We start from the raw sequence: 22411 nt of genomic DNA, 5'->3' as shown, positions 1-22411 counted from the left end.
GTGACAATTACCAGCTAGCCTTTCTCAGACCCGGGATTTCACCGCGCATGGCAGTTTCACGGACTTTGATACGGCTCAACCCGAATTTCCGCAGGAAAGCATGCGGACGACCAGTTTGGCGGCAGCGGTTACGCTGACGAGACGGGCTGGAATCACGCGGCAGAGTCTGCAGCTTGAGAACCGCATCCCAACGTTCTTCATCAGAAGAACCTACGCTTGAGATGATGGTTTTAAGTTCAGCGCGCTTTGCGAAGAATTTCTCAGCTAATTTCACGCGTTTGACTTCGCGTGCTTTCATGGATTGTTTAGCCATTAGTACCCTGCCTTACTTGCGGAATGGGAAGTTAAAGGCGGCCAACAGTGCACGACCTTCATCATCGGATTTCGCAGTAGTGGTGATGGTAATATCCAAGCCACGAACGCGATCGACTTTGTCATAATCGATTTCCGGGAAGATGATCTGCTCACGTACGCCCATGCTGTAGTTACCACGACCATCGAACGACTTGGTGGACAAGCCACGGAAGTCACGAATACGCGGTACAGCAATGGATATCAGTCGCTCAAAGAACTCCCACATGCGTTCACCACGCAGGGTTACTTTACAGCCGATCGGATAGCCCTGACGGATTTTGAAGCCCGCAACGGATCTGCGTGCCTTGGTGATAAGCGGTTTTTGACCGGAAATTGCCGCTAAATCGTTCGCAGCATTATCCAGCAGTTTTTTATCAGCAATCGCTTCACCAACACCCATGTTCAGGGTGATCTTCTCGACCCGAGGGACTTGCATGACAGAATGATAGCCGAATTCTTTCATTAACTTTTCGACTAGTTCGTCTTTGTAGTAATCATGCAGTTTCGCCATCGTACTACTCCAAGTTACTTGATTGTTTCGCCGTTAGATTTGAAGATACGGACTTTTTTTCCGTCTTCAATCTTAAAGCCTACACGGTCCGCCTTGTTGGAGGCACCGTTGAAGATAGCAAGGTTGGAAAGCTGAATTGCCGCTTCCTGTTCAACGATGCCGCCCGGCTGGTTCGTAGCCGGAACTGGTTTTTGGTGTTTCTTAACCAGATTGATACCTTCAACAATGGCCTTGCCCGTAGACAGGACATTCTTTACTTTACCGCGCTTACCTTTATCTTTGCCGGTTAGCACGATAACTTCGTCATCACGACGGATTTTCGCTGCCATGATTCGCTCCTTAAAGTACTTCTGGTGCCAGAGAAATGATTTTCATGAACTTTTCGGTACGCAGTTCACGAGTCACCGGCCCAAAAATACGCGTACCGATGGGTTGCTCACTATTGTTATTCAACAAAACACAAGCATTACCATCGAAGCGAACGACAGAACCGTCAGGGCGACGGACACCCTTCTTGGTGCGCACCACTACCGCCTTCAGGACATCACCTTTTTTGACCTTGCCACGCGGAATTGCTTCCTTGATGGTGATCTTGATGATATCGCCGACGCCTGCGTAGCGACGGTGCGAGCCACCTAGAACCTTGATACACATTACGCGACGCGCGCCGGAGTTGTCGGCCACGTTCAGCATAGTCTGTTCTTGGATCATGTTAGTGCTCCGCTAATGTCAACTACAACTTTAGGACCCATATTAGGTCGTTAAGAAAAACCCCATAATACAGGGCGCAGCATTATAACACCGCACTCAGGATATGGGTAGAAAAAATAAACGGCTCGTGCTTTGAGCCGTTTATCTTGTTTGGAGCGCGCTTACTGTATTACAGAATCGCTTTCTCTACAACGCGAACAAGTGTCCAGGACTTAGTCTTGGAGATCGGACGGCATTCGCGGATTTCCACGACGTCACCGATACCACTTTCATTGCTCTCGTCGTGTACGTGCAGCTTGGTCGTACGCTTGATGAATTTGCCGTAAATCGGGTGTTTCACAAAACGTTCGATGGCAACGACAATGGATTTCTCCATTTTGTCGCTGATCACGCGACCTTGCAGAGTACGGATATTGTCACTCATTGCGCACCCGCCTTCTCAGTCAATAACGTTTTAACGCGTGCAACATTGCGACGCACTTGCAACAACAGGTGTGTCTGTTGCAGCTGGCCACTGGCCGCCTGCATGCGCAGGTTAAACTGCTCGCGCAACAGGTTCAACAGCTCGGTGTTCAGCTCTTCAACGCTTTTTTCACGCAGCTCTTTTGCTTTCATTACATCACCGTCTTAGTTACAAAGGTGGTTTTAATCGGCAGTTTCGCTGCTGCCAGCTTGAAGGCTTCGCGGGCAACTTCTTCCGGAACGCCGTCCATTTCATACAGGACTTTGCCCGGTTGAATCAAGGCAACCCAATATTCCACGTTGCCCTTACCTTTACCCATACGCACTTCAAGCGGCTTCTCGGTGATCGGTTTGTCCGGGAATACACGGATCCAGATCTTACCTTGACGCTTAACTGCACGCGTCATTGCACGACGCGCAGCTTCGATTTGACGAGCAGTCAGACGACCACGGCCAACAGCTTTCAGACCGAAAGTACCGAAGCTAATATCCGTGCCCGCAGCCAGACCGCGGTTGCGGCCCTTATGCATTTTACGGAATTTTGTACGCTTTGGTTGTAACATCAGCGACTCTCCTTACTTGCGGCCTTTGCGCTGCTGCTTTTTAGGTTGAGCAGCCGGTTTTTCCGGTTGTTCAACGGCAGCCATACCACCCAGAATCTCACCTTTGAAGATCCACACTTTTACGCCGATGACACCATAAGTGGTGCGCGCTTCGGAGGTGTTGTAGTCGATATCCGCACGCAGCGTATGCAGCGGAACGCGACCTTCGCGGTACCATTCGGTACGTGCGATTTCAGCGCCGCCAAGACGACCACTGACTTCAACTTTAATACCCTTAGCGCCCAGACGCATGGCGTTCTGTACAGCACGCTTCATAGCACGACGGAACATAACACGACGTTCCAGCTGTGAAGATATGCTGTCAGCGACCAGCTTCGCGTCCAGTTCCGGTTTACGGATTTCGGCAATATTGATCTGCGCAGGCACGCCGGCGATATCCGCAACGACCTTACGCAGTTTTTCAACGTCTTCACCTTTCTTGCCGATAACGATGCCCGGACGAGCGGTGTGAATAGTCACACGGATGCTCTTGGCCGGACGCTCGATAACGATGCGAGAAACGGAAGCCTTCGCCAGTTCCTTGATCAGGAATTGACGAACTTTAAAGTCGCTGTCCAGGTTGTCAGCGAATTCTTTGGTATTCGCGTACCAGGTAGAGTTCCAAGGTTTGACAATACCCAGGCGAATACCATTAGGATGTACTTTCTGACCCATTGCTAGTCTCCAGAGTCTCAGCGATCGGACACAACCACAGTGATGTGGCTGGTGCGCTTCAAGATGCGATCCGCCCGACCTTTTGCACGAGGCATAATGCGCTTCATGCTTGGGCCGGCGTCGACGAATATTTTCGCGACTTTCAGATCATCGATATCTGCGCCATCGTTGTGTTCAGCGTTAGCAATGGCAGACTCCAGTACTTTTTTAACCAGACCAGCAGCTTTCTTGTTGGTGTAGGTCAAAACTTCCAGAGCTTGCGACACTTTCTTACCGCGGATAAGGTCAGCCACCAGGCGTACCTTTTGAGCAGAAGAACGAGCGTGGCGATGTTGAGCGATAGTTTCCATCTCTTCCTCCTACCTTAGCGTTTTTTAGCCTTACGGTCGGCCGCATGGCCGCGATAAGTACGCGTCGGCGCGAATTCACCCAGTTTGTGACCGACCATTTCGTCGGAAACAAATACCGGTACGTGCTGACGACCATTATGGACAGCGATGGTCAAACCGATCATTGTTGGAAAGATCGTTGAACGACGGGACCAAGTGCGTATAGGCTTCTTGTCACCGCTTTCCACCGCTTTCTCTACCTTCTTCAGCAAGTGCAGGTCTATGAATGGACCTTTCTTGAGAGAACGTGGCATGGTTTATCCTCTAATTATTTTTTACTACGGCGACGTACGATGAACTTATCGGTACGCTTATTACTACGGGTCTTCTTACCTTTGGTCTGCAGGCCCCACGGACTGACCGGGTGCTTACCAAAGTTACGACCTTCACCACCACCATGCGGGTGATCCACCGGGTTCATCGCCGTACCGCGGACGGTCGGACGAATACCACGCCAGCGGCTTGCACCGGCTTTGCCCAGTACACGCAGCATGTGTTCGGCGTTACCGACTTCACCCATGGTTGCGCGGCATTCAGACTGCACTTTACGCATTTCGCCGGAGCGAAGACGCAGAGTGACATAAGCGCCGTCACGGGCAACAATCTGAACGTAAGCACCGGCGGAACGCGCCAGCTGACCGCCTTTACCCGGTTTCATTTCCACGTTATGCACGGTGGAACCAACCGGAATATTGCGCATCGGCAGGGTGTTGCCGGCCTTGATGGCGGCGTCGACGCCAGACTGAATCTGGTCACCTGCTTTCAGGCCTTTCGGCGCCAGTACGTAACGACGTTCGCCGTCTTTGTACAGCACTAAAGCGATGTTGGCAGAACGGTTCGGATCATATTCCAGGCGCTCTACGATTGCCGGGATACCGTCTTTGTCGCGTTTAAAATCGACAACACGGTATTGTTGTTTATGACCACCACCGATATGGCGCGTAGTGATACGGCCATTGTTGTTACGTCCACCGGATTTAGTGAGTTTTTCCAGCAACGGGCCATAAGGCTTGCCCTTGTGCAGCTCAGGGTTGACCACTTTAACTACGTGGCGACGACCCGGAGATGTCGGTTTACATTTAACAATTGCCATTGTTCTTCTCCTCCGACTTACTCTGCGCCGCCGATGAAGTCCATGTTCTGGCCTTCCTTCAGGGTGACGTAAGCTTTTTTCCAGTCGCTACGACGACCGATACGCTGTCCATGACGCTTCGTTTTCCCTTTAACGATCAGGGTGCGAACGTCATTGACTTCGACTTCAAACAGTTTATGCACAGCGGCTTTAATTTCTGCTTTGGTCGCGTCTTTAGCTACTTTGAGTACGATGGTGTTATGCTTTTCCATCGCTGCAGACGCTTTTTCAGAAACGTGCGGCGCGCGCAAAACTTTCAGCAAACGTTCTTCACGAATCATGCCAGCATCTCCTCAACTTGCTTCACAGCGTCAGCCGTCATGACGACTTTGTCGAAGGCGATCAGGCTAACCGGGTCAATACCTGCGACATCGCGAACGTCTACTTTGTAGAGGTTGCGCGCGGCCAGGAACAGGTTTTCATCCAGTTCGCTCGTAATGATCAGCACATCTGCAAGCGACATGTCTTTCAGTTTCTGTACCAGCAGCTTGGTTTTAGGCGCTTCGACAGAAAAAGACTCAACGACGATCAGACGTTCTTGACGTACCAGCTCGGACAGGATGCTTTTCAGCGCCCCACGGTACATCTTCTTATTTACCTTCTGGCTGTGATCCTGCGGCTTGGCGGCAAATGTTACGCCACCTGAACGCCAGATTGGGCTCTTCACCGTACCTGAACGCGCGCGACCGGTACCCTTCTGACGCCATGGTTTCTTACCGGAACCAGTAACTTCAGCACGGGTCTTCTGAGCGCGAGTACCTTGACGGGCACCTGCTGCATAAGCAACAACAACCTGGTGTACCAGCGCTTCGTTGAAGTCACGCCCGAAGGTAGTTTCGGAAACAGTCAGCGCGCTTTGCGCGTCTTTCAATACCAATTCCATTCCTATCTCCTCGACGTTACGCCTTGACAGCCGGTTTAACGATCAGGTCGCCGCCGGTTGCTCCCGGGACAGCGCCTTTGACCAGCAGCAGGTTGCGCTCAACGTCAACACGTACTACGTCCAGGCTTAGAACGGTTACACGCTCGTTACCCATCTGGCCTGCCATTTTCTTGCCCTTGAATACCTTACCCGGAGTCTGGTTCTGACCGATTGAACCATGACCACGGTGGGACAAGGAGTTACCATGGGTAGCATCCTGGGTACGGAAGTTCCAGCGCTTTACAGTGCCTGCAAATCCTTTACCTTTGGACGTACCGGTAACGTCAACTTTTTTCACATCGGCGAACAGTTCGACGCTGATGCTTTGACCCGCAGTGATTTCTGCAACGTCTTCGACGCGGAATTCCCACAGGCCACGGCCGGCTTCAACGCCTGCCTTAGCGAAGTGACCGGCTTCAGGCTTAGTCACACGATTGGCTTTTTTGGTGCCGGTGGTGACCTGAATAGCGCGGTAACCGTCGTTGTCCAGGTCTTTAACCTGAGTTACGCGGTTGGCTTCGATTTCAATAACGGTTACTGGGATGGAAACGCCATCTTCAGTGAAGATGCGAGTCATGCCCACTTTACGACCGACTAAACCCTTCATTGTTTCAACCTCTCAATCGTTTGGTGACCTGATTAACCCAGGCTGATCTGCACATCAACACCAGCAGCCAGATCCAGACGCATCAGAGCATCAACGGTTTTTTCGGTTGGCTCAACGATGTCAACCAGACGCTTATGAGTGCGAATCTCATACTGATCGCGCGCATCTTTATTGACGTGCGGAGAAATCAGAACGGTAAAGCGCTCTTTGCGGGTCGGCAGCGGGATCGGACCCCGTACCTGAGCACCGGTACGTTTGGCAGTCTCGACTATTTCCGCGGTTGATTGATCGATCAAACGATGATCAAACGCTTTCAAACGGATACGGATTCTTTGGTTCTGCATGAGACCAGAGCTCCAATTATTTATAAACGTAGAAAATTACTCCTCGCACCCATTTCGATTGATGGGGGAGTGTAATCATTCAGTATTATCCCCATATCGGGGATGTTGTGTGCTGGCTTACCGCCTTCGCGGCCAGCGCGGACTCATTGAGTCGGCTTGTTTCTTATGTCTATGAGACAAGCCCGCGCATTATACGTTAATTTGCTCATGAAGCAAGCGACGATACGGTAAAAAACGCCGGAAACCGGCGCTCATTCCATTTCCGCAGGGGCAGAATGGGCGGCGGCGCCGATTTCAGGCAGGCTTATGCCAGCTGGGATGCCGGGATAAGGGAAGGAAGGCGCGCGTGATAACGGTATTGTCGGTTTTCTGCCTGCTCTTGTATGGCGTCATCATGGGCCATCTCGCCCGGCGCATTCTCGGATGGGCCCGCGCGCTGCCAGGCGCCACGGCGGCGCGGCGCGGGCCACTGCCGGGCGGCGGTTGCGCCGGCGGGGGACGGTTGGCGTATGGCCGGCTTACGGCGATCTCCGGCCAGCGGGCTTCCGCGGCGCCTGGGGCCCGCCGCGCCGCGTGGACAATGCTGTCCCGTCAGATGTGGAAACGGCGCTGCGAGGCAAGCTGCGCGCTGGCGTTCCTGGCGGCGTTCGCCGCCCTGCCGGCGGAACGCCTGGTGAGCGGCCTGGTGTTCAGCTGGTTTTTATTAACGCTGAGCTGGATTGACTATCATACCCTGCTGCTGCCCGACCGGCTTACCCTGCCCTTCCTGCTGTGCGGACTGCTAAGCCCGCTTGGCGAGCCGCAATCGCTCTATGTCGGCCTGCTGGGCGCGCTGTGCGGCGGCGGCGGCCTGTGGCTGCTGAACGGGGTGTTTTACCGGGTGAGAGGCTACGCGGGGCTGGGCGGCGGCGATATCAAGCTGCTGAGCGGGCTGGGGGCCTGGCTGGGATGGCAAGCGTTGCCGCTGTTATGCGCGAGCGCGGCGCTGACCGGGATAGCGTGGTGGCTGCGGCGCCGGACGGCGGATAAAGACATTCCCTTTGGTCCCTGCCTGGCGCTGGCAGGCTGGTGGATATACATCGGCCCTTAGCGCCACTGCCCGGCCGCACATGACAATGCGGCCAGGTTACGCCGGAAACGCGGCAGCCAGGAGCCGATGCGTATCGGTCATAACCGTCGCATCATGCGCAGGCGTTGCTTTATCATTATTTAGCGGGGAACAGCCTGACGCCTATTGCGCCGCATCTTTTAACTGGGACTGGAGATAGTTCTGCAGGCCGACCAGTTTGATTAAATCCAGTTCGGTTTCCAGGAAATCGATATGGTGCTCTTCGTCCGCCAATATCTCGATCAGCAGATCGCGGGTGACATAATCCCGGACGCTGTCGGCATAAGAGATGCCTTCGCGCAGATCCTGCGCGCCCTGCAGTTCCAGGTTCAAATCCGAACGCAGCATTTCCTCGACATTTTGCCCGATGTTAAGTGTGCCCAGATCCTGCAGGTTAGGCAGTCCCTCCAGGAAAAGAATACGCTCGATATAACGATCGGCGTGCTTCATTTCATCGATGGATTCGTGGTATTCAATGTCGTTCAGACGCATCAGCCCCCAGTTCTTAAACATACGGGCGTGCAGGAAGTACTGATTGATGGCTACCAGCTCGTTGCCAAGCAGGGTATTGAGATGGGTGATAATTTGGTCATCGCCTTTCATAATTCACTCCTCCGTTGCGGTAATGTACAGAATATAACCGCGTCAGAGTAAATCAAGGTAATAACCCTACTAATTATGCAATTTTTTCAAACGGCACTAACTGCTGTAATTCGTCTTCCATAACCAACCGGGCCTTGCATGCGCATTTACCGCATTTATTCGCCACCGGCACGACACTTTTAAGTTCTTGAAACGTCTTCGGTTGGTAGTTTCTTACCGCCTTGCGTATGGCAGTATCGCTTACCGCATTACACAAACAAACGTACATTTTTCATACTCATTAAAATCAAATTAGGCATAATTTAAATGAGAACGAGTGTCATTTCAATAGCAGAACTATTTTTGTTTTGTAAATATCCGTCGCCGGTAAATAACCGCTTCTTTTTGCAGCAAATAAAAAAAGGGCGCCAAGGCGCCCTTTTTTGCATAAAACGGAAATGTCTTACGCGATAACCTTGGCAACCACGCCGGCGCCAACGGTACGGCCGCCTTCGCGAATAGCGAAACGCAGGCCGTCGTCCATGGCGATCGGAGCAATCAGGTTAACAACCATTTTGATGTTGTCGCCAGGCATAACCATTTCCACGCCTTCCGGCAGTTCGATGGTACCGGTCACGTCAGTGGTACGGAAGTAGAACTGAGGACGGTAGCCTTTGAAGAACGGCGTATGACGGCCGCCTTCATCCTTGGACAGGATGTAGACTTCGGATTCGAACTGGGTATGCGGGTGGATTGAACCCGGTTTAGCCAGTACCTGGCCGCGTTCCACGTCGTCACGCTTGGTGCCGCGCAGCAGGACGCCGACGTTTTCACCGGCACGGCCTTCGTCCAGCAGTTTACGGAACATTTCAACGCCGGTACAAGTGGTCTTGATGGTGGCCTTGATGCCGACGATTTCAACTTCTTCGCCCACTTTAACGATGCCGCGTTCCACACGACCGGTTACCACGGTGCCGCGGCCGGAGATGGAGAATACGTCTTCGATAGGCAGCAGGAACGGCTTGTCAATCGCACGTACCGGTTCCGGGATGTAGGTATCCAGGGCTTCGGCCAGTTCGATGATTTTAGAGGTCCAGGCTTCGTCGCCTTCCAGTGCTTTCAGCGCGGAACCACGGATTACCGGGGTGTCGTCGCCTGGGAAGTCGTACTGGGACAGCAGTTCGCGCACTTCCATTTCAACCAGTTCCAGCAGTTCTTCGTCATCGACCATGTCGCATTTGTTCATGAAGACGATGATGTAAGGAACGCCTACCTGGCGAGCCAGCAGGATGTGTTCGCGGGTCTGCGGCATCGGGCCGTCGGTTGCGGCAACCACCAGGATTGCGCCATCCATCTGGGCGGCGCCGGTGATCATGTTTTTCACATAGTCGGCGTGTCCCGGGCAGTCTACGTGCGCGTAGTGGCGGGCCGGGGTATCGTATTCAACGTGGGACGTGTTGATGGTGATACCACGGGCTTTTTCTTCCGGTGCGTTGTCGATCTGATCGAAGGCACGGGCGCTGCCGCCGTAAGCTTTGGCCAGCACGGTGGTGATGGCGGCGGTCAGGGTGGTTTTACCATGGTCGACGTGACCGATGGTGCCGACGTTAACGTGCGGTTTTGTGCGTTGGAACTTTTCTTTAGACACGGCTATATTCCTTACTCTTATGCTCTCCCCCATTGGAAAGAGCACGGGATATTAATTGTAGACCCTAAAGCTTATTTACCGGCTTTACGGGCTTCGATAATGGCCTGAGCAACATTGTTCGGTGCTTCATTGTACTTCAGGAACTCCATGGAGTAAGAAGCACGGCCCTGAGTCTGTGAACGCAGATCTGTAGCATATCCAAACATTTCAGACAAGGGGACCTGCGCACGAACGGTCTTGCCGGTCGCAGTATCTTCCATGCCGTCGATCATGCCGCGACGACGGTTCAAGTCACCGATAACGTCACCCATGTAGTCTTCAGGCGTTTCAACTTCAACTTTCATGATAGGTTCCAGCAGAACTGGTTTCGCTTTCATGAAGCCTTCTTTAAACGCCATGGAACCGGCAATTTTAAACGCCATTTCCGAGGAGTCGACTTCGTGGTATGAACCATCGAAGGCCGCAACACGGACGTCCACAATCGGATATCCGGCCAGAACGCCGTTTTTCAGCTGTTCCTGGACGCCTTTATCCACCGCGGGCACGTATTCTTTTGGAACCACGCCGCCGACGATTTCATTAAGGAATTCGTAGCCTTTACCACCTGGTTCCATCGGTTCGATACGCAACCAGATGTGACCGAACTGACCGCGACCACCGGACTGACGAACAAACTTGCCTTCTTGCTCAACAGTATTGCGGATGGTTTCGCGGTACGCTACCTGCGGTTTACCGACGTTAGCTTCAACGTTGAACTCGCGACGCATACGATCGACGAGTATTTCGAGATGCAGCTCGCCCATACCTGCGATGATGGTCTGACCGGACTCTTCATCGGTCCAGACGCGGAAAGACGGATCTTCCTGCGCCAGACGGCCCAGGGCCAGACCCATTTTTTCCTGGTCGGCCTTGGTTTTCGGTTCTACAGCCACAGAGATAACCGGTTCCGGGAACTCCATGCGTTCCAGGATGATCGGCTTGCTCTGATCGCACAGCGTATCGCCGGTGGTCACATCTTTCAAGCCAATCGCAGCGGCGATATCGCCGGCGCGGACTTCCTTGATTTCTTCACGTTTGTTGGCGTGCATCTGCACGATACGGCCAAAACGCTCACGTTTGTCTTTAACGGAGTTCAGCACGGTATCGCCGGAGTTAACCACACCGGAATAAACGCGGAAGAAGGTCAGGTTGCCCACGAACGGGTCGGTGGCGATTTTAAACGCCAGCGCCGAAAAGGGTTCGTCATCGCTTGAATGGCGTTCGGCATGGGTCTCGCCGTCTTCCAGCACGCCGTTGATGGCCTGAACGTCGGTCGGTGCCGGCAGGTATTCGATTACCGCATCCAGCATCGCCTGTACGCCTTTGTTCTTAAACGCAGAACCGCAGGTAACCAGGATGATTTCGTTGTTCAGCACGCGTTGACGCAGACCCATCTTGATTTCTGCTTCGGTCAGTTCTTCGCCGCCGAGGTATTTATCCATCAGCTCGTCATTGGCTTCAGCCGCGGATTCAACCATATGTTGATGCCACTTCTGCGCCAGTTCCTGTAATTCAGCCGGGATCTCTTCGTATTCGAAGCTGATGCCCTGATCGGCCTCACTCCAGTTGATGGCTTTCATCTTCACCAGATCGACAACACCGGTGAATTTTTCTTCGGCGCCGATGGCCAGCTGGATCGGAACCGGGTTAGCGGCCAGACGGGTTTTCAGCTGTTCAACAACGCGCAGGTAGTTCGCGCCCATACGGTCCATTTTATTCACGAACGCGATACGCGGAACTTTATATTTGTTGGCCTGGCGCCACACGGTTTCGGACTGAGGTTGCACACCGCCTACCGCACAGTAAACCATGACCGCGCCATCAAGCACACGCATGGAACGTTCTACTTCGATGGTGAAGTCAACGTGTCCCGGGGTGTCGATGATGTTGATGCGATGGGCATCAAACTGTTTAGCCATACCGGACCAGAAACAGGTGGTCGCCGCGGACGTAATGGTAATTCCGCGCTCTTGTTCCTGTTCCATCCAGTCCATGGTGGCGGCGCCATCGTGGACTTCACCGATTTTATGGTTTACACCGGTATAGAACAGAATACGTTCAGTGGTGGTGGTTTTACCGGCGTCGATGTGCGCACTGATACCGATATTACGATAACGCACAATTGGTGTTATACGAGCCATTTGTATCCTCGATTACTGGGGCGTTCTATTCGAGCTAACCCAGGCAGGGCGAGCTGTCCGCACGCCCACCTGGTTAGCATGACTACAGCGGCATAATTACCAGCGGTAGTGGGCGAACGCCTTGTTGGCATCTGCCATACGGTGAACGTCTTCACGTTTCTTAACAGCAGTGCCTTTATTTTCTGCTGCATCGGAAAGTTCGTTCGCCAGGCGCAGGGCCATAGATTTATCACCGCGTTTACGAGCAGCTTCAACGATCCAACGCATTGCCAGGGCATTACGACGGACCGGACGAACTTCTACTGGCACCTGATAAGTAGAACCACCAACGCGACGGGACTTGACTTCGACAGTCGGGCGCACGTTGTCCAGAGCTACTTCGAAAGCTTCCAGATGTCCTTTACCGGAACGCTGAGCCAGGGTCTCCAGCGCGGTATAGACAATTGCTTCGGCAGTAGATTTTTTACCATCTACCATCAGGATATTGACAAATTTTGCCAACAGCTCGGATCCGAACTTAGGATCCGGCAGGATTTTACGTTGACCAATGACGCGACGACGTGGCATGGGATAACTCCGTTGTTAATTCAGGATTGTCCAAAACTCAATGAGTTCTTTGACATTAATAATAAAATGTTTGGCCTTACTTAACGGAGAACCATTAAGACTTGGGCTTCTTCACGCCGTATTTGGAGCGGCCCTGCTTACGGTCTTTAACGCCTGAGCAGTCGAGCGCACCGCGAACGGTGTGGTAACGCACACCGGGAAGGTCTTTTACACGACCGCCACGGATCAGGATCACGGAGTGTTCCTGCAGGTTATGGCCTTCACCGCCGATATAGGAAGTGACTTCAAAACCGTTAGTCAGACGAACACGGCATACTTTACGCAGCGCGGAGTTCGGTTTTTTCGGGGTGGTGGTATATACGCGGGTACATACGCCACGTTTTTGCGGGCATGCTTCCAGCGCCGGAACGTTGCTTTTAGCAACCTTCATGGTGCGTGGCTTGCGTACCAGCTGGTTAATTGTTGCCATTCGATAAAACTCCTGGTTTTTGCTTCGTAAACACGTAATAAATCGCCTCGTTAAGCCGCAAGGCAAAGAACGAGGACGCAGAATTTTATGGCCGACGGGTGAGGGTGTCAAGAAATATACAATATACCCGCTATCTTTCGCGCGGCGGATGCATTGGCTGCGTCCGTTTATCCCCCTCCCTTATCGCTGTACGCTGATCGCAATGCGTTCCCTTGACCGCCTTGCCGCAAGGCGAAATTCAGAGGGTAGCGCCCTGCTTACCATGCCATTTGTTGCGGTTGTTTTACCGTCAGCGAGACAAACCCAGTATAGCTTATAAGGGTGATTTTGTCCGAAAAATGAGCAAGCAGGCCGCGGGCGGCAACGTCGGCGTCAAGGGCATACAACCCGAGCGGCGAGGCGATAAGCCGCTCCAGCGCGACGGTCCCCGCCAGCCCGGCTATCACGCCGTCCTGTATCAGCAGCAGATCGTCGCCCCTGCGGGCGGTAAGCAGCAGCGCCGGCAGGTCGCGGGCGTAAGGGGAGCGGCTAAGGGTATAAAGCATGGCGTTTTCCCGGCTCAGAAGGTCAAGACAGTATCAAAAGCGGACAAGCGCTCGCGCCAGCGCGCGGCGGGCAACACCTCGGCGTCGAGCACCCAGCCCACGGCGCCGGCCAGCCCGCGCTCCGCCAGGGACTCCGCGCAGAGGTAAAAACGCGTGATATCGTAAATCGGCAATACGCCGAAGGTGGGGATGAAATTACGCGCCAGGATTTCCGCCGGTCGCTGCTGCGGCAATAGCAGCAGGACGCCATCGCCAATAAAAAACACGCCGATCTCAGCGGTTAGCGCCGACGCGGCCAGCAGCGCGTCCAGTCCCTCCCGTCCAGACGCGTCGCCGTGGGGGCCGTGGGTAAAAACAAAGGCAAGGCGTTTCATCAGGGCACCTTAAAACTGGATAAACCGATCGCATTCAAGCACGGCCTGCGCCAGCGCGCCCAGGCCGCTCAGGGTAAAGCCCGGCTGCAGGTTGCCCTGCTCCGGTGCCGGCGGCGCATCCTGCGCCCCGTCCGTCACGCCCCGGCGCAACGCCGCGGAGACACACACATCCAACGGCACCTGATGCTCCCGGCCAAGCTGCTGCCAGGCGCGTACGATATCCACCTCGTCGCCGGCCGGGGACGTATGGCGATTGGCGTTATAGACGCCGTCCTGATAAAAAAAAATGCTGTTGATCCGGTGGCCTGCGGCCAGCAAGGCCCGTGCAAACTGCAGGGCGCTGCTGGACTGCTGCGTGCCGTAGGCCGGCCCGCCGACCATCAGGCAGTAACGCAGGCTCACCGATCCAATCCCAGGAAATCACCGCTTTTAAACTGGCGGATATACAAATAGACCGTATGTTTGGAAATATTCAGCCGATCCGCCACCTGGTTGATGGCGTCCTTGATATCGAAAATGCCCTTTTCATACAGGTTAAGCACAATCTGGCGGTTCTTGGCGTTGTTGGACACGCCGCGATCGGCATTGACTTCCTCGATGGTGAACTCAAGGGTTTGCGCCACCAGGTCGTCCACCGAAGACGCGAAATTGACCGAGGTGGCGTTTTCCTGGGCTTCCGGCGGGACAAAGGTTTGCATGATTTGGGAAAAGGGCACGTCAAGATTCATATTGATGCACAGCAGGCCGATGACCCGTTGTTCGCGGTTGCGAATGGCGATGGTGACGGATTTCATCAGCACGCCGCTTTTGGCCCGGGTAAAGTAGGCTTTCGACACGCTGCTGTCCTCGCCCGCCATGTCATGCAGCATGCGCAGGGCCAGGTCGGAAATGGGCGAGCCGATTTTGCGTCCGGTGTGTTCGCCGTTGGCGATGCGCACGGCGGAGCTTTTCAAATCTTCCAGGGAATGCAGCACGATTTCGCAGTGTTCGCCGATTAGCATCGCCAGTCCATCCACCACGGCTTCGTAGGATGCCAGTATTTCATGATCAACCGGGCTGAATGGCCGTTCGTCCAAAACATCCAGTTCGTTGAATTCTGGGGTCGGAAGAGAAGTAGACATATGCAGACACCACCCGTTAAAGCGAGCCTGCCCGCATCCCTGGACAAACTCGGCTGTCAGTTGTATTTACCGGTCGCTAGTCTAGCAAATGATTTAAAACGCTGTCCTTGTGTTTGGACAGATTTTTACAACTTATTGGCCGACAAAGGCGCTATAACGCGCTTTTTTTGGGTTGGCATGCCCGGTTTCCGGCGGGAGAATGTGAATAAAAAAGGGCGGTGGCTGTTGAAACAGACACCGCCCTTCACCACCGACGACGCGTTTTATGCGCCGGCAGTGTGGTTATTTAGTGGTTTCAGCCGCGCCGGCCGGTGCTTCAGCCGCCGGCTTTTCGCCTTCGGCAGCCTTAGCCGCCGGTTTAATATCCAGCAGTTCCACGTCGAAAATCAGGGTGGAGTTGGCTGGGATTCCCGGGACGCCGGTTTTGCCATACGCCTGTTCCGGCGGAATCACCAATTCGATCTTGCCGCCTTTGTGGATCTCTTTCAGGCCTTCGGTCCAGCCGGGGATGACGCCGTCAAGACGGAATGACAGAGGTTCGCCGCGTTTGTAGGAGTTGTCGAATTCCGTACCGTCGGCCAGCGTACCCTTGTAGTTGACCACCACGGTATCGCTATTGGTCGGCGCTTTGCCGGTACCCGGTTTTTCAACTTTGTACAGAACACCGCTGGCCGTTTTCTTCACGCCTTTTTGCTTGGCGTAGTCGGCGCGGAATTTATCGCCTTTTTCGGCGTTGTCCTTGGCTTCCTGCTCCATTTTGGCCTGGGCGGCTTCTTTCACGCGCGCCTCGAAGCTCTGGAGAGTAGCCTCGATTTCTTCGTCAGTCAGCTTGCTCTTGTTGCCAAAAGCGTCCTGAACACCGGCGATCAGCTGATCTTTATCCAGCTTGATGCCTAACTTTTCCTGTTCCTTCAGGGAGTTGTCCATGTACCGACCCAATGAGGCGCCTAACGCGTAAGCAGCCTGTTCCTCGCTGCTTTTGAATTTGTCCGAGGTGGCGTTGGCCGGAGCAGTTGCCGGAGCGGTCGCTGTGGTGCCAGCCGCGGCGGGGGCATCAGCCGCTGCGGTGCTATCCGCGGCCATTACCTGGGCAGCATTGAGGGCTAGCGCCATGGTGGTAGCCAACAGCGTGACTTTAAACAGTGATTTCATCCATATCTCCATAGCCTGGGCTATCTTGTCCCAAGGTCGATAACTAAGTTAAGCCGATACTATAGCCGTGAGCGTAAACACAACACAATCGCTATCCCGATGAATTGAGTCTTTCTAAGACTTTTTTTACGTCAAGAAGTTTCTTTTTTAGCGGCGCCATTGAAGCCTGGTTCGGTGACGCGGGCATATAATAGGCTTTCGGCGGGCATTTATCGTCATTTACCGATAGAATAACACCTGGTTGTTGTCGCAGCTTAATCCGGGTATGAGGTCGGGCCGACGCGATCGCCCCTATTCCATGATAAACGGTATTGAGAGGAGGAGACACTATGGAGTTATCCCAATTGGAACAACGTCTTGATTTGCTGGAAGGCCGGCTTGCGTTCCAGGAAGTCACGATAGATGAACTGAATCAGACCGTCGTCGCGCATCAACGGGATATCGGCAGGCTGCAGGAGCAACTGCGCTTATTGTCGGAGAAATTGCGCACGCAGCAAACCTCGATTATCGCGTCGCAATCGGAAGAGACGCCGCCGCCGCACTATTAATTTTAATTAATTCGTTGAATAACCCATAAAACGGGGCGGAAAAACCCGCCCCATCGGCTATCGGGGTCCGAGCGAACCGGGTTTAGTGGCAACCGCAGCCGCCATTGCCGCCGCATCCGCCGCCTTTGTGCTCGTGGTCATGGCCGTGGCCGCCGCAGCAGTCGCCGCCGTGATCGTGGTCATGGCCTTCATGCTCGTGATCGTGTTCGCCGTGAACATGGCCGTGGGCCAGTTCTTCCGCCGTCGCTTCGCGAATAGCCAGCACCTCGACGTGGAAGTTCAAATCCTGGCCGGCCAGCATGTGGTTGCCGTCCACCACCACATGGTCGCCGTCGACTTCGGTAATTTCAACCGGCACCGGGCCTTGATCGGTCTCGGCCAGGAAACGCATGCCGACCTCAAGTTCCTCGACGCCCATGAACACCTCTTTCGGGACGCGCTGCACCAGGTTGTCGTCGTAATGACCGTAGGCATCGTCGGCAACGATATGCACATCAAAGCTATCGCCCTCATCGTGGCCGTCCAGGGCATTTTCCAGGCCCGAGATCAAAGAACCATGCCCATGGAGATAGTCCAACGGCGCACTCACCGGAGACTCATCGACCAACACGCCATCTTCTGTCCGTACCTGGTAAGCCAGGCTGACCACCAGGTCTTTTGCTACTTTCATGATATCTCCTACCGTTGGAAACTGAATTGGCGCAGATTCTAACGAAAATTTACGCGCATGTATCCTTCAGCTTAAAAAAATTGAGGGTATAAGGCTACTCCGGATCAAAAATACCGATAATGCGATCCTTTGCCGGCGTTTTATCCGCAGCCGCCGGGTCGGTTTGGCGCTGAGTAAAACCGCACTTTACACAAATGACGTTATCCGTCCCCTGGTCCTGCCAGACCGCCAGGGTATCCTTCGCCTGGCACTCGGGGCATACCGCGCCGGCAATAAAACGTTTACGCTTTGCCGTCATGGTGTTTATCTCCCTGCGGATGGTTATCTTCCCAGCCGTCAAGCTGGCGACGTTCATGCTGCATTTCGCGCTGGAAGATATCCTCCAGCTCGCGCCGGGCCTCCTTGACGCGGGATATTTGCGCCACATCCCCCTGCAGCTGCGGCATCAGCTCCCGCAGCATGCGGGTATCGATGCGGCGGAAATGCTGCTGGGCGCGATAGGCCTGGTGGGGATGCATCCCCAGTTCCAACAACGCCTTGCGGCCCAGATCCAGCGCGCTGGAAAAAGTTTCCCGCGAAAACTGATTCACCCCGGCCAGCAGCAGCTCATGGGCCTCGACGCGGCCCCGCGCCCGCGCCAGTATCTTCAGGTGCGGGAAATGCTGCTGGCACAGGTGCACGATGGTCATGTTGTCTTCCGGCGTATTGGCGGCGACCACGATGGCTTTTGCTTTCTCCGCCCCGGCGGCGCGCAGCAACTCAAGCTCGGTGGCATCGCCGTAATACACCTTATAACCATAGCTGCGCATCAGGCTTACCGCACTGATATCGCGCTCAAGTACCGTAATCCGCATCTTATTGGCCATCAGCAGGCGGCCTATCACCTGGCCGAAACGGCCGAAACCCACGATGATCACCTGCGGCTCGTCATCGTCGACGAAGGGTTTTTCACCCTCCTCGTCCTGGGCATTGTAACGTCGGACCAGGATAAGATCGATGAGTTGCATTAATAAGGGGGTGGTAATCATCGACAGCGTCACGGTGACTAGCAGCAGGGCCAGCTGATCGGGCGAGAGGATTTTTTGCGCGCCGGCGGCGGAAAACAGGACAAAGGCGAATTCTCCGCCCTGGCTTAGCACGCCGGCGAACTGTAGCCGCACCGAGCTGCGCAGACCGGATATCCGCGCCAGGATATACAATACCGTCCCTTTGACCAGCACCAGGACCGCCAGGCCGGCCACCACGGTCAGCAAGTGGACATATAAAATGCCCAGGTTGAGCGCCATGCCCACCGAGATGAAAAACAGGCCGAGCAGTAATCCCTTGAACGGCTCGATGGCGATCTCCAGCTCATGGCGGTATTCACTCTCCGCCAGCAGCACGCCGGCGATAAAGGTGCCCAGCGCCATGGATAATCCGAGCATATCCATAAACAGCGCCGCGCCCAGCACCACCATGAGCGAGGCGGCGGTAAACACCTCGCGCACATTAGCCATGGCGACATAACGGAACAGCGGCCGCAGCAGGTAGCGCCCGCCCACCAGCATGATAAAAAACGCCGCCACCTTCATGCCGATTTTCATCCAATCGCTCGGTTCGCTGCCGCCGCCGGCCAGGATAGGGATGAGGGATAACGTGGGGATTACCGCCATATCCTGGAACAGCAGGACGGAAAAGCCGAGCTGGCCGCCTTCATTGCGGTTCATGCCTTTGTCGCGCATCAGCTGCAGCGCGATGGCGGTGGACGACATGGCCAGGCCGATGCCGCCAATCAGCGCCGATTGCCAGGTGGCATGGGTCAGGTAAAGAGCCCCGCCCAGCAGCAACGCGGTAAAGAAAAGCTGCGCGGCGCCGACGCCGAAGATCGATCGCCTCAGTTCCCATAGCTTCGACGGATTCAGCTCCAGGCCGATGATAAACATCAGGAACACCACCCCAAGTTCGGAGAAGTGCAGGATTTCGTCCACATCGCGGATAAAACCCAGGCCCCAGGGGCCGATGGCGATACCCGCCGCAAGATAGCCGATCACCGCGCCGATCCCCAGGCGCTGGGCAATGGGCACCGCAACGACGGCGGCGAACAAAAACAACACCACGGCGGTCAAAAACGACGGACTGCTATCCAATGCGTTGTCCCCTTTCGTTAAGCGGCTCTTTCAGCCATTGGGCGTATTCGGCGGCATGGCGCGCCAGTACGACGGGATCTAGCCTTCTGGCCCAATAGATCACCTGCGGGCGCACCCAATGCATGCGACACATGGTGGCGGTCAATTCGAACGGACGTAGAATATCCTCCATGCCGTAGCGACTGTAGCCGCGGTTAAGATAAGCGCCCTCCGGTTCGCCGGTGGTGATAACCGTTCGCCAGTATTTCCCGGCCAGGGCGTCGCCGCCGATGCCGCTGGCAAATCCGCGCGCCAGCACCCGGTCGAGCCACTCTTTCAATAATGCCGGGCAACTGTAAGTATAAAGCGGGTGCTGGAACACAATGACCTGATGTTCACGCAATAATTGCTGTTCGTGGTGAATATCAATAAAAAAATCCGGATAAAAGGCGTAAAGATCATGTACGGTGACATGCTCGAGCGACGATGCCGCCTGCAGCAAAATCCGGTTGGCAACCGAATCCTGTGATTCCGGATGGGCATACAACAACAAAACTTTGGGTGGCTGCGCGATCAATTCCCCTCCAAAGCGTCGTCAGGGCGCGGCTTTTCCGCTACCATGCTTCGCAAAGTTGAAACCAGGACAGGTTATCCTGGATAGCATTCAATAATGTTAATTTAACATACTCTCAAACTATGGCGCTTTATGATTGTCTTCTCCTCACTGCAAATTCGCCGCGGTACCAACGTACTGCTGGATAACGCCACCGCCACGGTGAATCCCGGGCAAAAGGTCGGACTCGTCGGCAAGAACGGCTGCGGCAAATCAACATTATTGGCATTGCTGAAGCATGAACTCGGCTGCGACGCCGGCAGCGTGACCTTCCCCGCCAACTGGTCGATGGCCTGGGTTAACCAAGAGACGCCGGCCCTTGACGTGCCGGCGCTGGAGTATGTTATCGACGGCGATCGCGAGTATCGCCAGCTGGAAGCCGACCTCCAGCTCGCCAACGAGAAAAACGACGGCCACGCCATCGCCACCGTGCACGGCAAGCTGGACGTTATCGAGGCCTGGACCATTCGGCCGCGCGCCTCGAGCCTGCTGCACGGGCTGGGGTTCAGCCAGGATCAATTGCAACAGCCGGTGCGGGATTTTTCCGGCGGCTGGCGCATGCGCCTTAACCTGGCGCAGGCGCTGATTTGCCGCTCCGATTTGCTGTTGCTTGATGAACCGACCAACCACTTGGATCTGGACGCGGTCATCTGGCTGGAAAAATGGCTGAAAAATTATGACGGTACGCTGATTCTGATTTCCCATGACCGGGATTTTCTCGATCCTATCGTAAATAAAATCCTGCATATTGAACAGCAGACGTTAAACGAATATACCGGCAACTACTCATCGTTTGAGCAGCAGCGGGTGACCAAGCTGGCGCAACAGCAGTCGCTGTTCCAGCACCAGCAGGAAAAAGTGGCCCATTTGCAGCATTATATCGACCGTTTCCGCGCCCAGGCCACCAAGGCCAAGCAGGCGCAGAGCCGGATCAAGATGCTTGAGCGGATGGAGCTGATCGCCCCGGCCCATGTGGATAATCCTTTCCAGTTCAAGTTCCGTACTCCGGAAAGCCTGCCGAGCCCCCTGCTGAGCATGGAGAAAGTCAGCGCCGGTTATGGCGAGCGCACCATTCTTAATTCCATCAAGCTTAACCTGGTGCCCGGTTCGCGCATCGGCCTGCTCGGACGCAACGGCGCCGGCAAGTCGACGCTTATCAAGCTGCTGGCCGGCACCCTTGAGCCGCAGTCCGGCACCATCGGCCTGGCGAAAGGCATCAAGCTGGGTTATTTCGCCCAGCATCAGCTGGAGTTCCTGCGCGCCGACGAATCGCCGCTGGCGCATATGATCCGGCTGGCGCCGCAGGAGTATGAGCAGGCGCTGCGCGATTATCTGGGCGGGTTTGGTTTCCGTGGCGATAAGGTGACCGAACCGACCGCGCGTTTTTCCGGCGGCGAAAAGGCCCGGCTGGTGCTGGCGCTGATTGTCTGGCAGCGTCCCAACCTTCTGCTGCTCGATGAACCGACCAACCATCTGGATCTGGATATGCGCCAGGCGCTGACCGAAGCGCTGATAGATTTCGACGGCGCGCTGGTGGTGGTGTCCCATGACCGGCATTTACTGCGTTCCACCACCGATGAATTTTATCTGGTGCATGACGGGCGCGTCGCGTCGTTTGACGGCGATGTGGAGGATTACCAGCAGTGGCTGGTGGATCAGCAGCGCCAGGCGGCGGCGCAGGACGGCAATGATACCGAGACCCCGGCGCCGCAGGTCAATAATGCCCAGGCCAGGAAAGACCAGAAGCGGCGCGAGGCGGATTTCCGCAATCAGACCCAGCCGTTGCGCAAGTCCATTACCCGTTATGAACAGCAAATGGAAAAACGTGGCGCGGAGCTGGCGGCCATCGAGGCCGGACTGGCCGACGCGGCGCTGTATGATATCAGCCGTAAAGCGGACCTGGCCCTGGCCCTGCAACAGCAGGCCAAGGTTAAATCGCAGCTGGAAGAGGCGGAAATGGCGTGGCTGGACGCCCAGGAACAGTTGGAGACCCTGACCCGGGAGTTCGAGTCGCAATAAG

At 54.9% G+C, this 22411-nt stretch carries 33 protein-coding genes; 3 read left to right on the top strand and 30 right to left on the bottom strand.

All coding sequences use genetic code 11. The annotated features are described in order from the left end of the window. Nucleotides 1–7: 7 nt before the first annotated feature. From rpsN to rpsJ, 15 genes are all read right to left on the bottom strand, one after another. Nucleotides 8–313: a 30S ribosomal protein S14 gene (gene rpsN / locus ACL2XG_RS18645; protein WP_410013281.1), complete on the bottom strand. Its 306-nt coding sequence runs from the start codon at nucleotides 311–313 to the stop codon at nucleotides 8–10. A 12-nt stretch (nucleotides 314–325) separates the two neighbouring features. Further along, nucleotides 326–865: a 50S ribosomal protein L5 gene (gene rplE / locus ACL2XG_RS18640; RefSeq protein WP_162368684.1), complete on the bottom strand. Its 540-nt coding sequence runs from the start codon at nucleotides 863–865 to the stop codon at nucleotides 326–328. A 14-nt stretch (nucleotides 866–879) separates the two neighbouring features. Continuing rightward, complete coding sequence (gene rplX, locus ACL2XG_RS18635) at nucleotides 880–1194, bottom strand: 50S ribosomal protein L24 (RefSeq protein ID WP_162368685.1); 315 nt, start codon at nucleotides 1192–1194, stop codon at nucleotides 880–882. 10 nt (nucleotides 1195–1204) lie between these two features. Further along, entirely contained in the window at nucleotides 1205–1576 is a 372-nt protein-coding gene (gene rplN / locus ACL2XG_RS18630) for a 50S ribosomal protein L14 (protein WP_132923655.1), read from the bottom strand. 169 nt (nucleotides 1577–1745) lie between these two features. Further along, nucleotides 1746–2000, bottom strand: coding sequence for a 30S ribosomal protein S17 (rpsQ, locus tag ACL2XG_RS18625; RefSeq protein WP_410013280.1), 255 nt, complete (start codon nucleotides 1998–2000; stop codon nucleotides 1746–1748). Next, complete coding sequence (rpmC, locus tag ACL2XG_RS18620; protein ID WP_410013279.1) at nucleotides 1997–2191, bottom strand: 50S ribosomal protein L29; 195 nt, start codon at nucleotides 2189–2191, stop codon at nucleotides 1997–1999. The genes rpsQ and rpmC overlap by 4 nt, the downstream gene beginning before the upstream one ends. Then, nucleotides 2191–2601 (bottom strand): 50S ribosomal protein L16, encoded by a 411-nt coding sequence (gene rplP / locus ACL2XG_RS18615; protein WP_162368688.1) that lies wholly within the window; start codon nucleotides 2599–2601, stop codon nucleotides 2191–2193. The genes rpmC and rplP overlap by 1 nt, the downstream gene beginning before the upstream one ends. A gap of 12 nt (nucleotides 2602–2613) precedes the next feature. Next, nucleotides 2614–3315, bottom strand: a complete 702-nt coding sequence (gene rpsC / locus ACL2XG_RS18610; protein ID WP_162368689.1) for a 30S ribosomal protein S3 — start codon at nucleotides 3313–3315, stop codon at nucleotides 2614–2616. 17 nt (nucleotides 3316–3332) lie between these two features. Continuing rightward, on the bottom strand, nucleotides 3333–3665 hold the full coding sequence (rplV, locus tag ACL2XG_RS18605; protein ID WP_011412083.1) for a 50S ribosomal protein L22: 333 nt from the start codon (nucleotides 3663–3665) through the stop codon (nucleotides 3333–3335). A gap of 14 nt (nucleotides 3666–3679) precedes the next feature. Further along, nucleotides 3680–3958, bottom strand: coding sequence for a 30S ribosomal protein S19 (rpsS, locus tag ACL2XG_RS18600; protein WP_132923660.1), 279 nt, complete (start codon nucleotides 3956–3958; stop codon nucleotides 3680–3682). 14 nt (nucleotides 3959–3972) lie between these two features. Next, on the bottom strand, nucleotides 3973–4797 hold the full coding sequence (rplB, locus tag ACL2XG_RS18595; RefSeq protein ID WP_410013278.1) for a 50S ribosomal protein L2: 825 nt from the start codon (nucleotides 4795–4797) through the stop codon (nucleotides 3973–3975). 17 nt (nucleotides 4798–4814) lie between these two features. Continuing rightward, complete coding sequence (rplW, locus tag ACL2XG_RS18590; RefSeq protein WP_162368692.1) at nucleotides 4815–5117, bottom strand: 50S ribosomal protein L23; 303 nt, start codon at nucleotides 5115–5117, stop codon at nucleotides 4815–4817. Beyond that, nucleotides 5114–5719 (bottom strand): 50S ribosomal protein L4, encoded by a 606-nt coding sequence (gene rplD, locus ACL2XG_RS18585; protein ID WP_410013277.1) that lies wholly within the window; start codon nucleotides 5717–5719, stop codon nucleotides 5114–5116. Before rplD ends, rplW begins: the two co-directional genes overlap by 4 nt. A gap of 16 nt (nucleotides 5720–5735) precedes the next feature. Further along, the gene (gene rplC, locus ACL2XG_RS18580) at nucleotides 5736–6365 is read right to left on the bottom strand and encodes a 50S ribosomal protein L3 (RefSeq protein WP_410013276.1); all 630 of its coding nucleotides are present in this window, start codon (nucleotides 6363–6365) and stop codon (nucleotides 5736–5738) included. Nucleotides 6366–6397: 32 nt separating this feature from the next. Beyond that, complete coding sequence (gene rpsJ / locus ACL2XG_RS18575; protein ID WP_001181005.1) at nucleotides 6398–6709, bottom strand: 30S ribosomal protein S10; 312 nt, start codon at nucleotides 6707–6709, stop codon at nucleotides 6398–6400. Between the two features lie 346 nt (nucleotides 6710–7055). On the opposite strand from rpsJ, the gene ACL2XG_RS18570 reads away from it, so the two are divergent. Further along, nucleotides 7056–7799 (top strand): prepilin peptidase, encoded by a 744-nt coding sequence (locus ACL2XG_RS18570; protein ID WP_413721560.1) that lies wholly within the window; start codon nucleotides 7056–7058, stop codon nucleotides 7797–7799. 141 nt (nucleotides 7800–7940) lie between these two features. Here ACL2XG_RS18570 and bfr read toward each other — a convergent pair whose 3' ends face one another. From bfr to fkpA, 11 genes are all read right to left on the bottom strand, one after another. Further along, on the bottom strand, nucleotides 7941–8420 hold the full coding sequence (gene bfr, locus ACL2XG_RS18565; RefSeq protein WP_410013274.1) for a bacterioferritin: 480 nt from the start codon (nucleotides 8418–8420) through the stop codon (nucleotides 7941–7943). A gap of 73 nt (nucleotides 8421–8493) precedes the next feature. Next, nucleotides 8494–8688 (bottom strand): bacterioferritin-associated ferredoxin, encoded by a 195-nt coding sequence (bfd, locus tag ACL2XG_RS18560; RefSeq protein WP_410013273.1) that lies wholly within the window; start codon nucleotides 8686–8688, stop codon nucleotides 8494–8496. A 174-nt stretch (nucleotides 8689–8862) separates the two neighbouring features. Then, a complete protein-coding gene (gene tuf / locus ACL2XG_RS18555; protein WP_410013272.1) occupies nucleotides 8863–10047 on the bottom strand; it encodes an elongation factor Tu in 1185 nt (394 codons plus the stop codon). 71 nt (nucleotides 10048–10118) lie between these two features. Further along, nucleotides 10119–12227, bottom strand: coding sequence for an elongation factor G (gene fusA, locus ACL2XG_RS18550; protein ID WP_410013271.1), 2109 nt, complete (start codon nucleotides 12225–12227; stop codon nucleotides 10119–10121). A 96-nt stretch (nucleotides 12228–12323) separates the two neighbouring features. Beyond that, nucleotides 12324–12794 carry a 30S ribosomal protein S7 gene (rpsG, locus tag ACL2XG_RS18545; protein WP_011412093.1) on the bottom strand — a complete coding sequence of 157 codons (471 nt, stop codon included), beginning with the start codon at nucleotides 12792–12794 and terminating at the stop codon, nucleotides 12324–12326. A 94-nt stretch (nucleotides 12795–12888) separates the two neighbouring features. After that, nucleotides 12889–13263, bottom strand: coding sequence for a 30S ribosomal protein S12 (rpsL, locus tag ACL2XG_RS18540; protein ID WP_162367223.1), 375 nt, complete (start codon nucleotides 13261–13263; stop codon nucleotides 12889–12891). Between the two features lie 257 nt (nucleotides 13264–13520). Beyond that, nucleotides 13521–13808, bottom strand: a complete 288-nt coding sequence (gene tusB, locus ACL2XG_RS18535) for a sulfurtransferase complex subunit TusB (protein WP_413721561.1) — start codon at nucleotides 13806–13808, stop codon at nucleotides 13521–13523. 14 nt (nucleotides 13809–13822) lie between these two features. Beyond that, nucleotides 13823–14182, bottom strand: coding sequence for a sulfurtransferase complex subunit TusC (tusC, locus tag ACL2XG_RS18530; protein ID WP_413721562.1), 360 nt, complete (start codon nucleotides 14180–14182; stop codon nucleotides 13823–13825). Between the two features lie 9 nt (nucleotides 14183–14191). Then, complete coding sequence (gene tusD, locus ACL2XG_RS18525; RefSeq protein ID WP_413723503.1) at nucleotides 14192–14578, bottom strand: sulfurtransferase complex subunit TusD; 387 nt, start codon at nucleotides 14576–14578, stop codon at nucleotides 14192–14194. Between the two features lie 2 nt (nucleotides 14579–14580). Next, a complete protein-coding gene (locus ACL2XG_RS18520) occupies nucleotides 14581–15303 on the bottom strand; it encodes a transcriptional regulator (RefSeq protein WP_410013268.1) in 723 nt (240 codons plus the stop codon). A 282-nt stretch (nucleotides 15304–15585) separates the two neighbouring features. Further along, nucleotides 15586–16455: an FKBP-type peptidyl-prolyl cis-trans isomerase gene (fkpA, locus tag ACL2XG_RS18515; protein WP_410013267.1), complete on the bottom strand. Its 870-nt coding sequence runs from the start codon at nucleotides 16453–16455 to the stop codon at nucleotides 15586–15588. 329 nt (nucleotides 16456–16784) lie between these two features. On the opposite strand from fkpA, the gene ACL2XG_RS18510 reads away from it, so the two are divergent. After that, a complete protein-coding gene (locus ACL2XG_RS18510; RefSeq protein ID WP_162367218.1) occupies nucleotides 16785–17003 on the top strand; it encodes a protein SlyX in 219 nt (72 codons plus the stop codon). A gap of 82 nt (nucleotides 17004–17085) precedes the next feature. On the opposite strand, the gene slyD is transcribed toward ACL2XG_RS18510, so the two are convergent. The 4 genes from slyD to kefG form a co-directional block, all read right to left on the bottom strand. After that, nucleotides 17086–17673 (bottom strand): peptidylprolyl isomerase, encoded by a 588-nt coding sequence (slyD, locus tag ACL2XG_RS18505; protein ID WP_410013266.1) that lies wholly within the window; start codon nucleotides 17671–17673, stop codon nucleotides 17086–17088. Between the two features lie 94 nt (nucleotides 17674–17767). Continuing rightward, on the bottom strand, nucleotides 17768–17971 hold the full coding sequence (locus tag ACL2XG_RS18500) for a YheV family putative zinc ribbon protein (RefSeq protein WP_410013265.1): 204 nt from the start codon (nucleotides 17969–17971) through the stop codon (nucleotides 17768–17770). Beyond that, nucleotides 17955–19799: a glutathione-regulated potassium-efflux system protein KefB gene (gene kefB / locus ACL2XG_RS18495; RefSeq protein WP_410013264.1), complete on the bottom strand. Its 1845-nt coding sequence runs from the start codon at nucleotides 19797–19799 to the stop codon at nucleotides 17955–17957. The genes ACL2XG_RS18500 and kefB overlap by 17 nt, the downstream gene beginning before the upstream one ends. Then, nucleotides 19792–20352 (bottom strand): glutathione-regulated potassium-efflux system ancillary protein KefG, encoded by a 561-nt coding sequence (kefG, locus tag ACL2XG_RS18490; RefSeq protein ID WP_413723504.1) that lies wholly within the window; start codon nucleotides 20350–20352, stop codon nucleotides 19792–19794. The genes kefB and kefG overlap by 8 nt, the downstream gene beginning before the upstream one ends. 132 nt (nucleotides 20353–20484) lie before the next feature. On the opposite strand from kefG, the gene ACL2XG_RS18485 reads away from it, so the two are divergent. Beyond that, nucleotides 20485–22410, top strand: coding sequence for an ABC transporter ATP-binding protein (locus ACL2XG_RS18485; protein WP_413721563.1), 1926 nt, complete (start codon nucleotides 20485–20487; stop codon nucleotides 22408–22410). The last annotated feature ends 1 nt before the right edge of the window (nucleotide 22411 follow it).

It is taken from the genome of Sodalis sp. RH24, from assembly GCF_047324145.1.
Classification (GTDB): domain Bacteria; phylum Pseudomonadota; class Gammaproteobacteria; order Enterobacterales; family Enterobacteriaceae; genus Acerihabitans.
This window is presented reverse-complemented; position numbering and strand designations above follow the sequence as displayed.

Bases quoted from the DNA above. Each gene is read 5' to 3' on its own strand.
- rpsN (WP_410013281.1), bottom strand. From the start codon at position 313: ATGGCTAAACAATCCATGAAAGCACGCGAAGTCAAACGCGTGAAATTA.
- rplE (WP_162368684.1), bottom strand. From the start codon at position 865: ATGGCGAAACTGCATGATTACTACAAAGACGAACTAGTCGAAAAGTTA.
- rplX (WP_162368685.1), bottom strand. From the start codon at position 1,194: ATGGCAGCGAAAATCCGTCGTGATGACGAAGTTATCGTGCTAACCGGC.
- rplN (WP_132923655.1), bottom strand. From the start codon at position 1,576: ATGATCCAAGAACAGACTATGCTGAACGTGGCCGACAACTCCGGCGCG.
- rpsQ (WP_410013280.1), bottom strand. From the start codon at position 2,000: ATGAGTGACAATATCCGTACTCTGCAAGGTCGCGTGATCAGCGACAAA.
- rpmC (WP_410013279.1), bottom strand. From the start codon at position 2,191: ATGAAAGCAAAAGAGCTGCGTGAAAAAAGCGTTGAAGAGCTGAACACC.
- rplP (WP_162368688.1), bottom strand. From the start codon at position 2,601: ATGTTACAACCAAAGCGTACAAAATTCCGTAAAATGCATAAGGGCCGC.
- rpsC (WP_162368689.1), bottom strand. From the start codon at position 3,315: ATGGGTCAGAAAGTACATCCTAATGGTATTCGCCTGGGTATTGTCAAA.
- rplV (WP_011412083.1), bottom strand. From the start codon at position 3,665: ATGGAAACTATCGCTCAACATCGCCACGCTCGTTCTTCTGCTCAAAAG.
- rpsS (WP_132923660.1), bottom strand. From the start codon at position 3,958: ATGCCACGTTCTCTCAAGAAAGGTCCATTCATAGACCTGCACTTGCTG.
- rplB (WP_410013278.1), bottom strand. From the start codon at position 4,797: ATGGCAATTGTTAAATGTAAACCGACATCTCCGGGTCGTCGCCACGTA.
- rplW (WP_162368692.1), bottom strand. From the start codon at position 5,117: ATGATTCGTGAAGAACGTTTGCTGAAAGTTTTGCGCGCGCCGCACGTT.
- rplD (WP_410013277.1), bottom strand. From the start codon at position 5,719: ATGGAATTGGTATTGAAAGACGCGCAAAGCGCGCTGACTGTTTCCGAA.
- rplC (WP_410013276.1), bottom strand. From the start codon at position 6,365: ATGAAGGGTTTAGTCGGTCGTAAAGTGGGCATGACTCGCATCTTCACT.
- rpsJ (WP_001181005.1), bottom strand. From the start codon at position 6,709: ATGCAGAACCAAAGAATCCGTATCCGTTTGAAAGCGTTTGATCATCGT.
- bfr (WP_410013274.1), bottom strand. From the start codon at position 8,420: ATGAAAGGCGATGACCAAATTATCACCCATCTCAATACCCTGCTTGGC.
- bfd (WP_410013273.1), bottom strand. From the start codon at position 8,688: ATGTACGTTTGTTTGTGTAATGCGGTAAGCGATACTGCCATACGCAAG.
- fusA (WP_410013271.1), bottom strand. From the start codon at position 12,227: ATGGCTCGTATAACACCAATTGTGCGTTATCGTAATATCGGTATCAGT.
- rpsG (WP_011412093.1), bottom strand. From the start codon at position 12,794: ATGCCACGTCGTCGCGTCATTGGTCAACGTAAAATCCTGCCGGATCCT.
- rpsL (WP_162367223.1), bottom strand. From the start codon at position 13,263: ATGGCAACAATTAACCAGCTGGTACGCAAGCCACGCACCATGAAGGTT.
- tusB (WP_413721561.1), bottom strand. From the start codon at position 13,808: ATGCTTTATACCCTTAGCCGCTCCCCTTACGCCCGCGACCTGCCGGCG.
- tusC (WP_413721562.1), bottom strand. From the start codon at position 14,182: ATGAAACGCCTTGCCTTTGTTTTTACCCACGGCCCCCACGGCGACGCG.
- ACL2XG_RS18520 (WP_410013268.1), bottom strand. From the start codon at position 15,303: ATGTCTACTTCTCTTCCGACCCCAGAATTCAACGAACTGGATGTTTTG.
- fkpA (WP_410013267.1), bottom strand. From the start codon at position 16,455: ATGAAATCACTGTTTAAAGTCACGCTGTTGGCTACCACCATGGCGCTA.
- ACL2XG_RS18510 (WP_162367218.1), top strand. From the start codon at position 16,785: ATGGAGTTATCCCAATTGGAACAACGTCTTGATTTGCTGGAAGGCCGG.
- slyD (WP_410013266.1), bottom strand. From the start codon at position 17,673: ATGAAAGTAGCAAAAGACCTGGTGGTCAGCCTGGCTTACCAGGTACGG.
- ACL2XG_RS18500 (WP_410013265.1), bottom strand. From the start codon at position 17,971: ATGACGGCAAAGCGTAAACGTTTTATTGCCGGCGCGGTATGCCCCGAG.
- ACL2XG_RS18485 (WP_413721563.1), top strand. From the start codon at position 20,485: ATGATTGTCTTCTCCTCACTGCAAATTCGCCGCGGTACCAACGTACTG.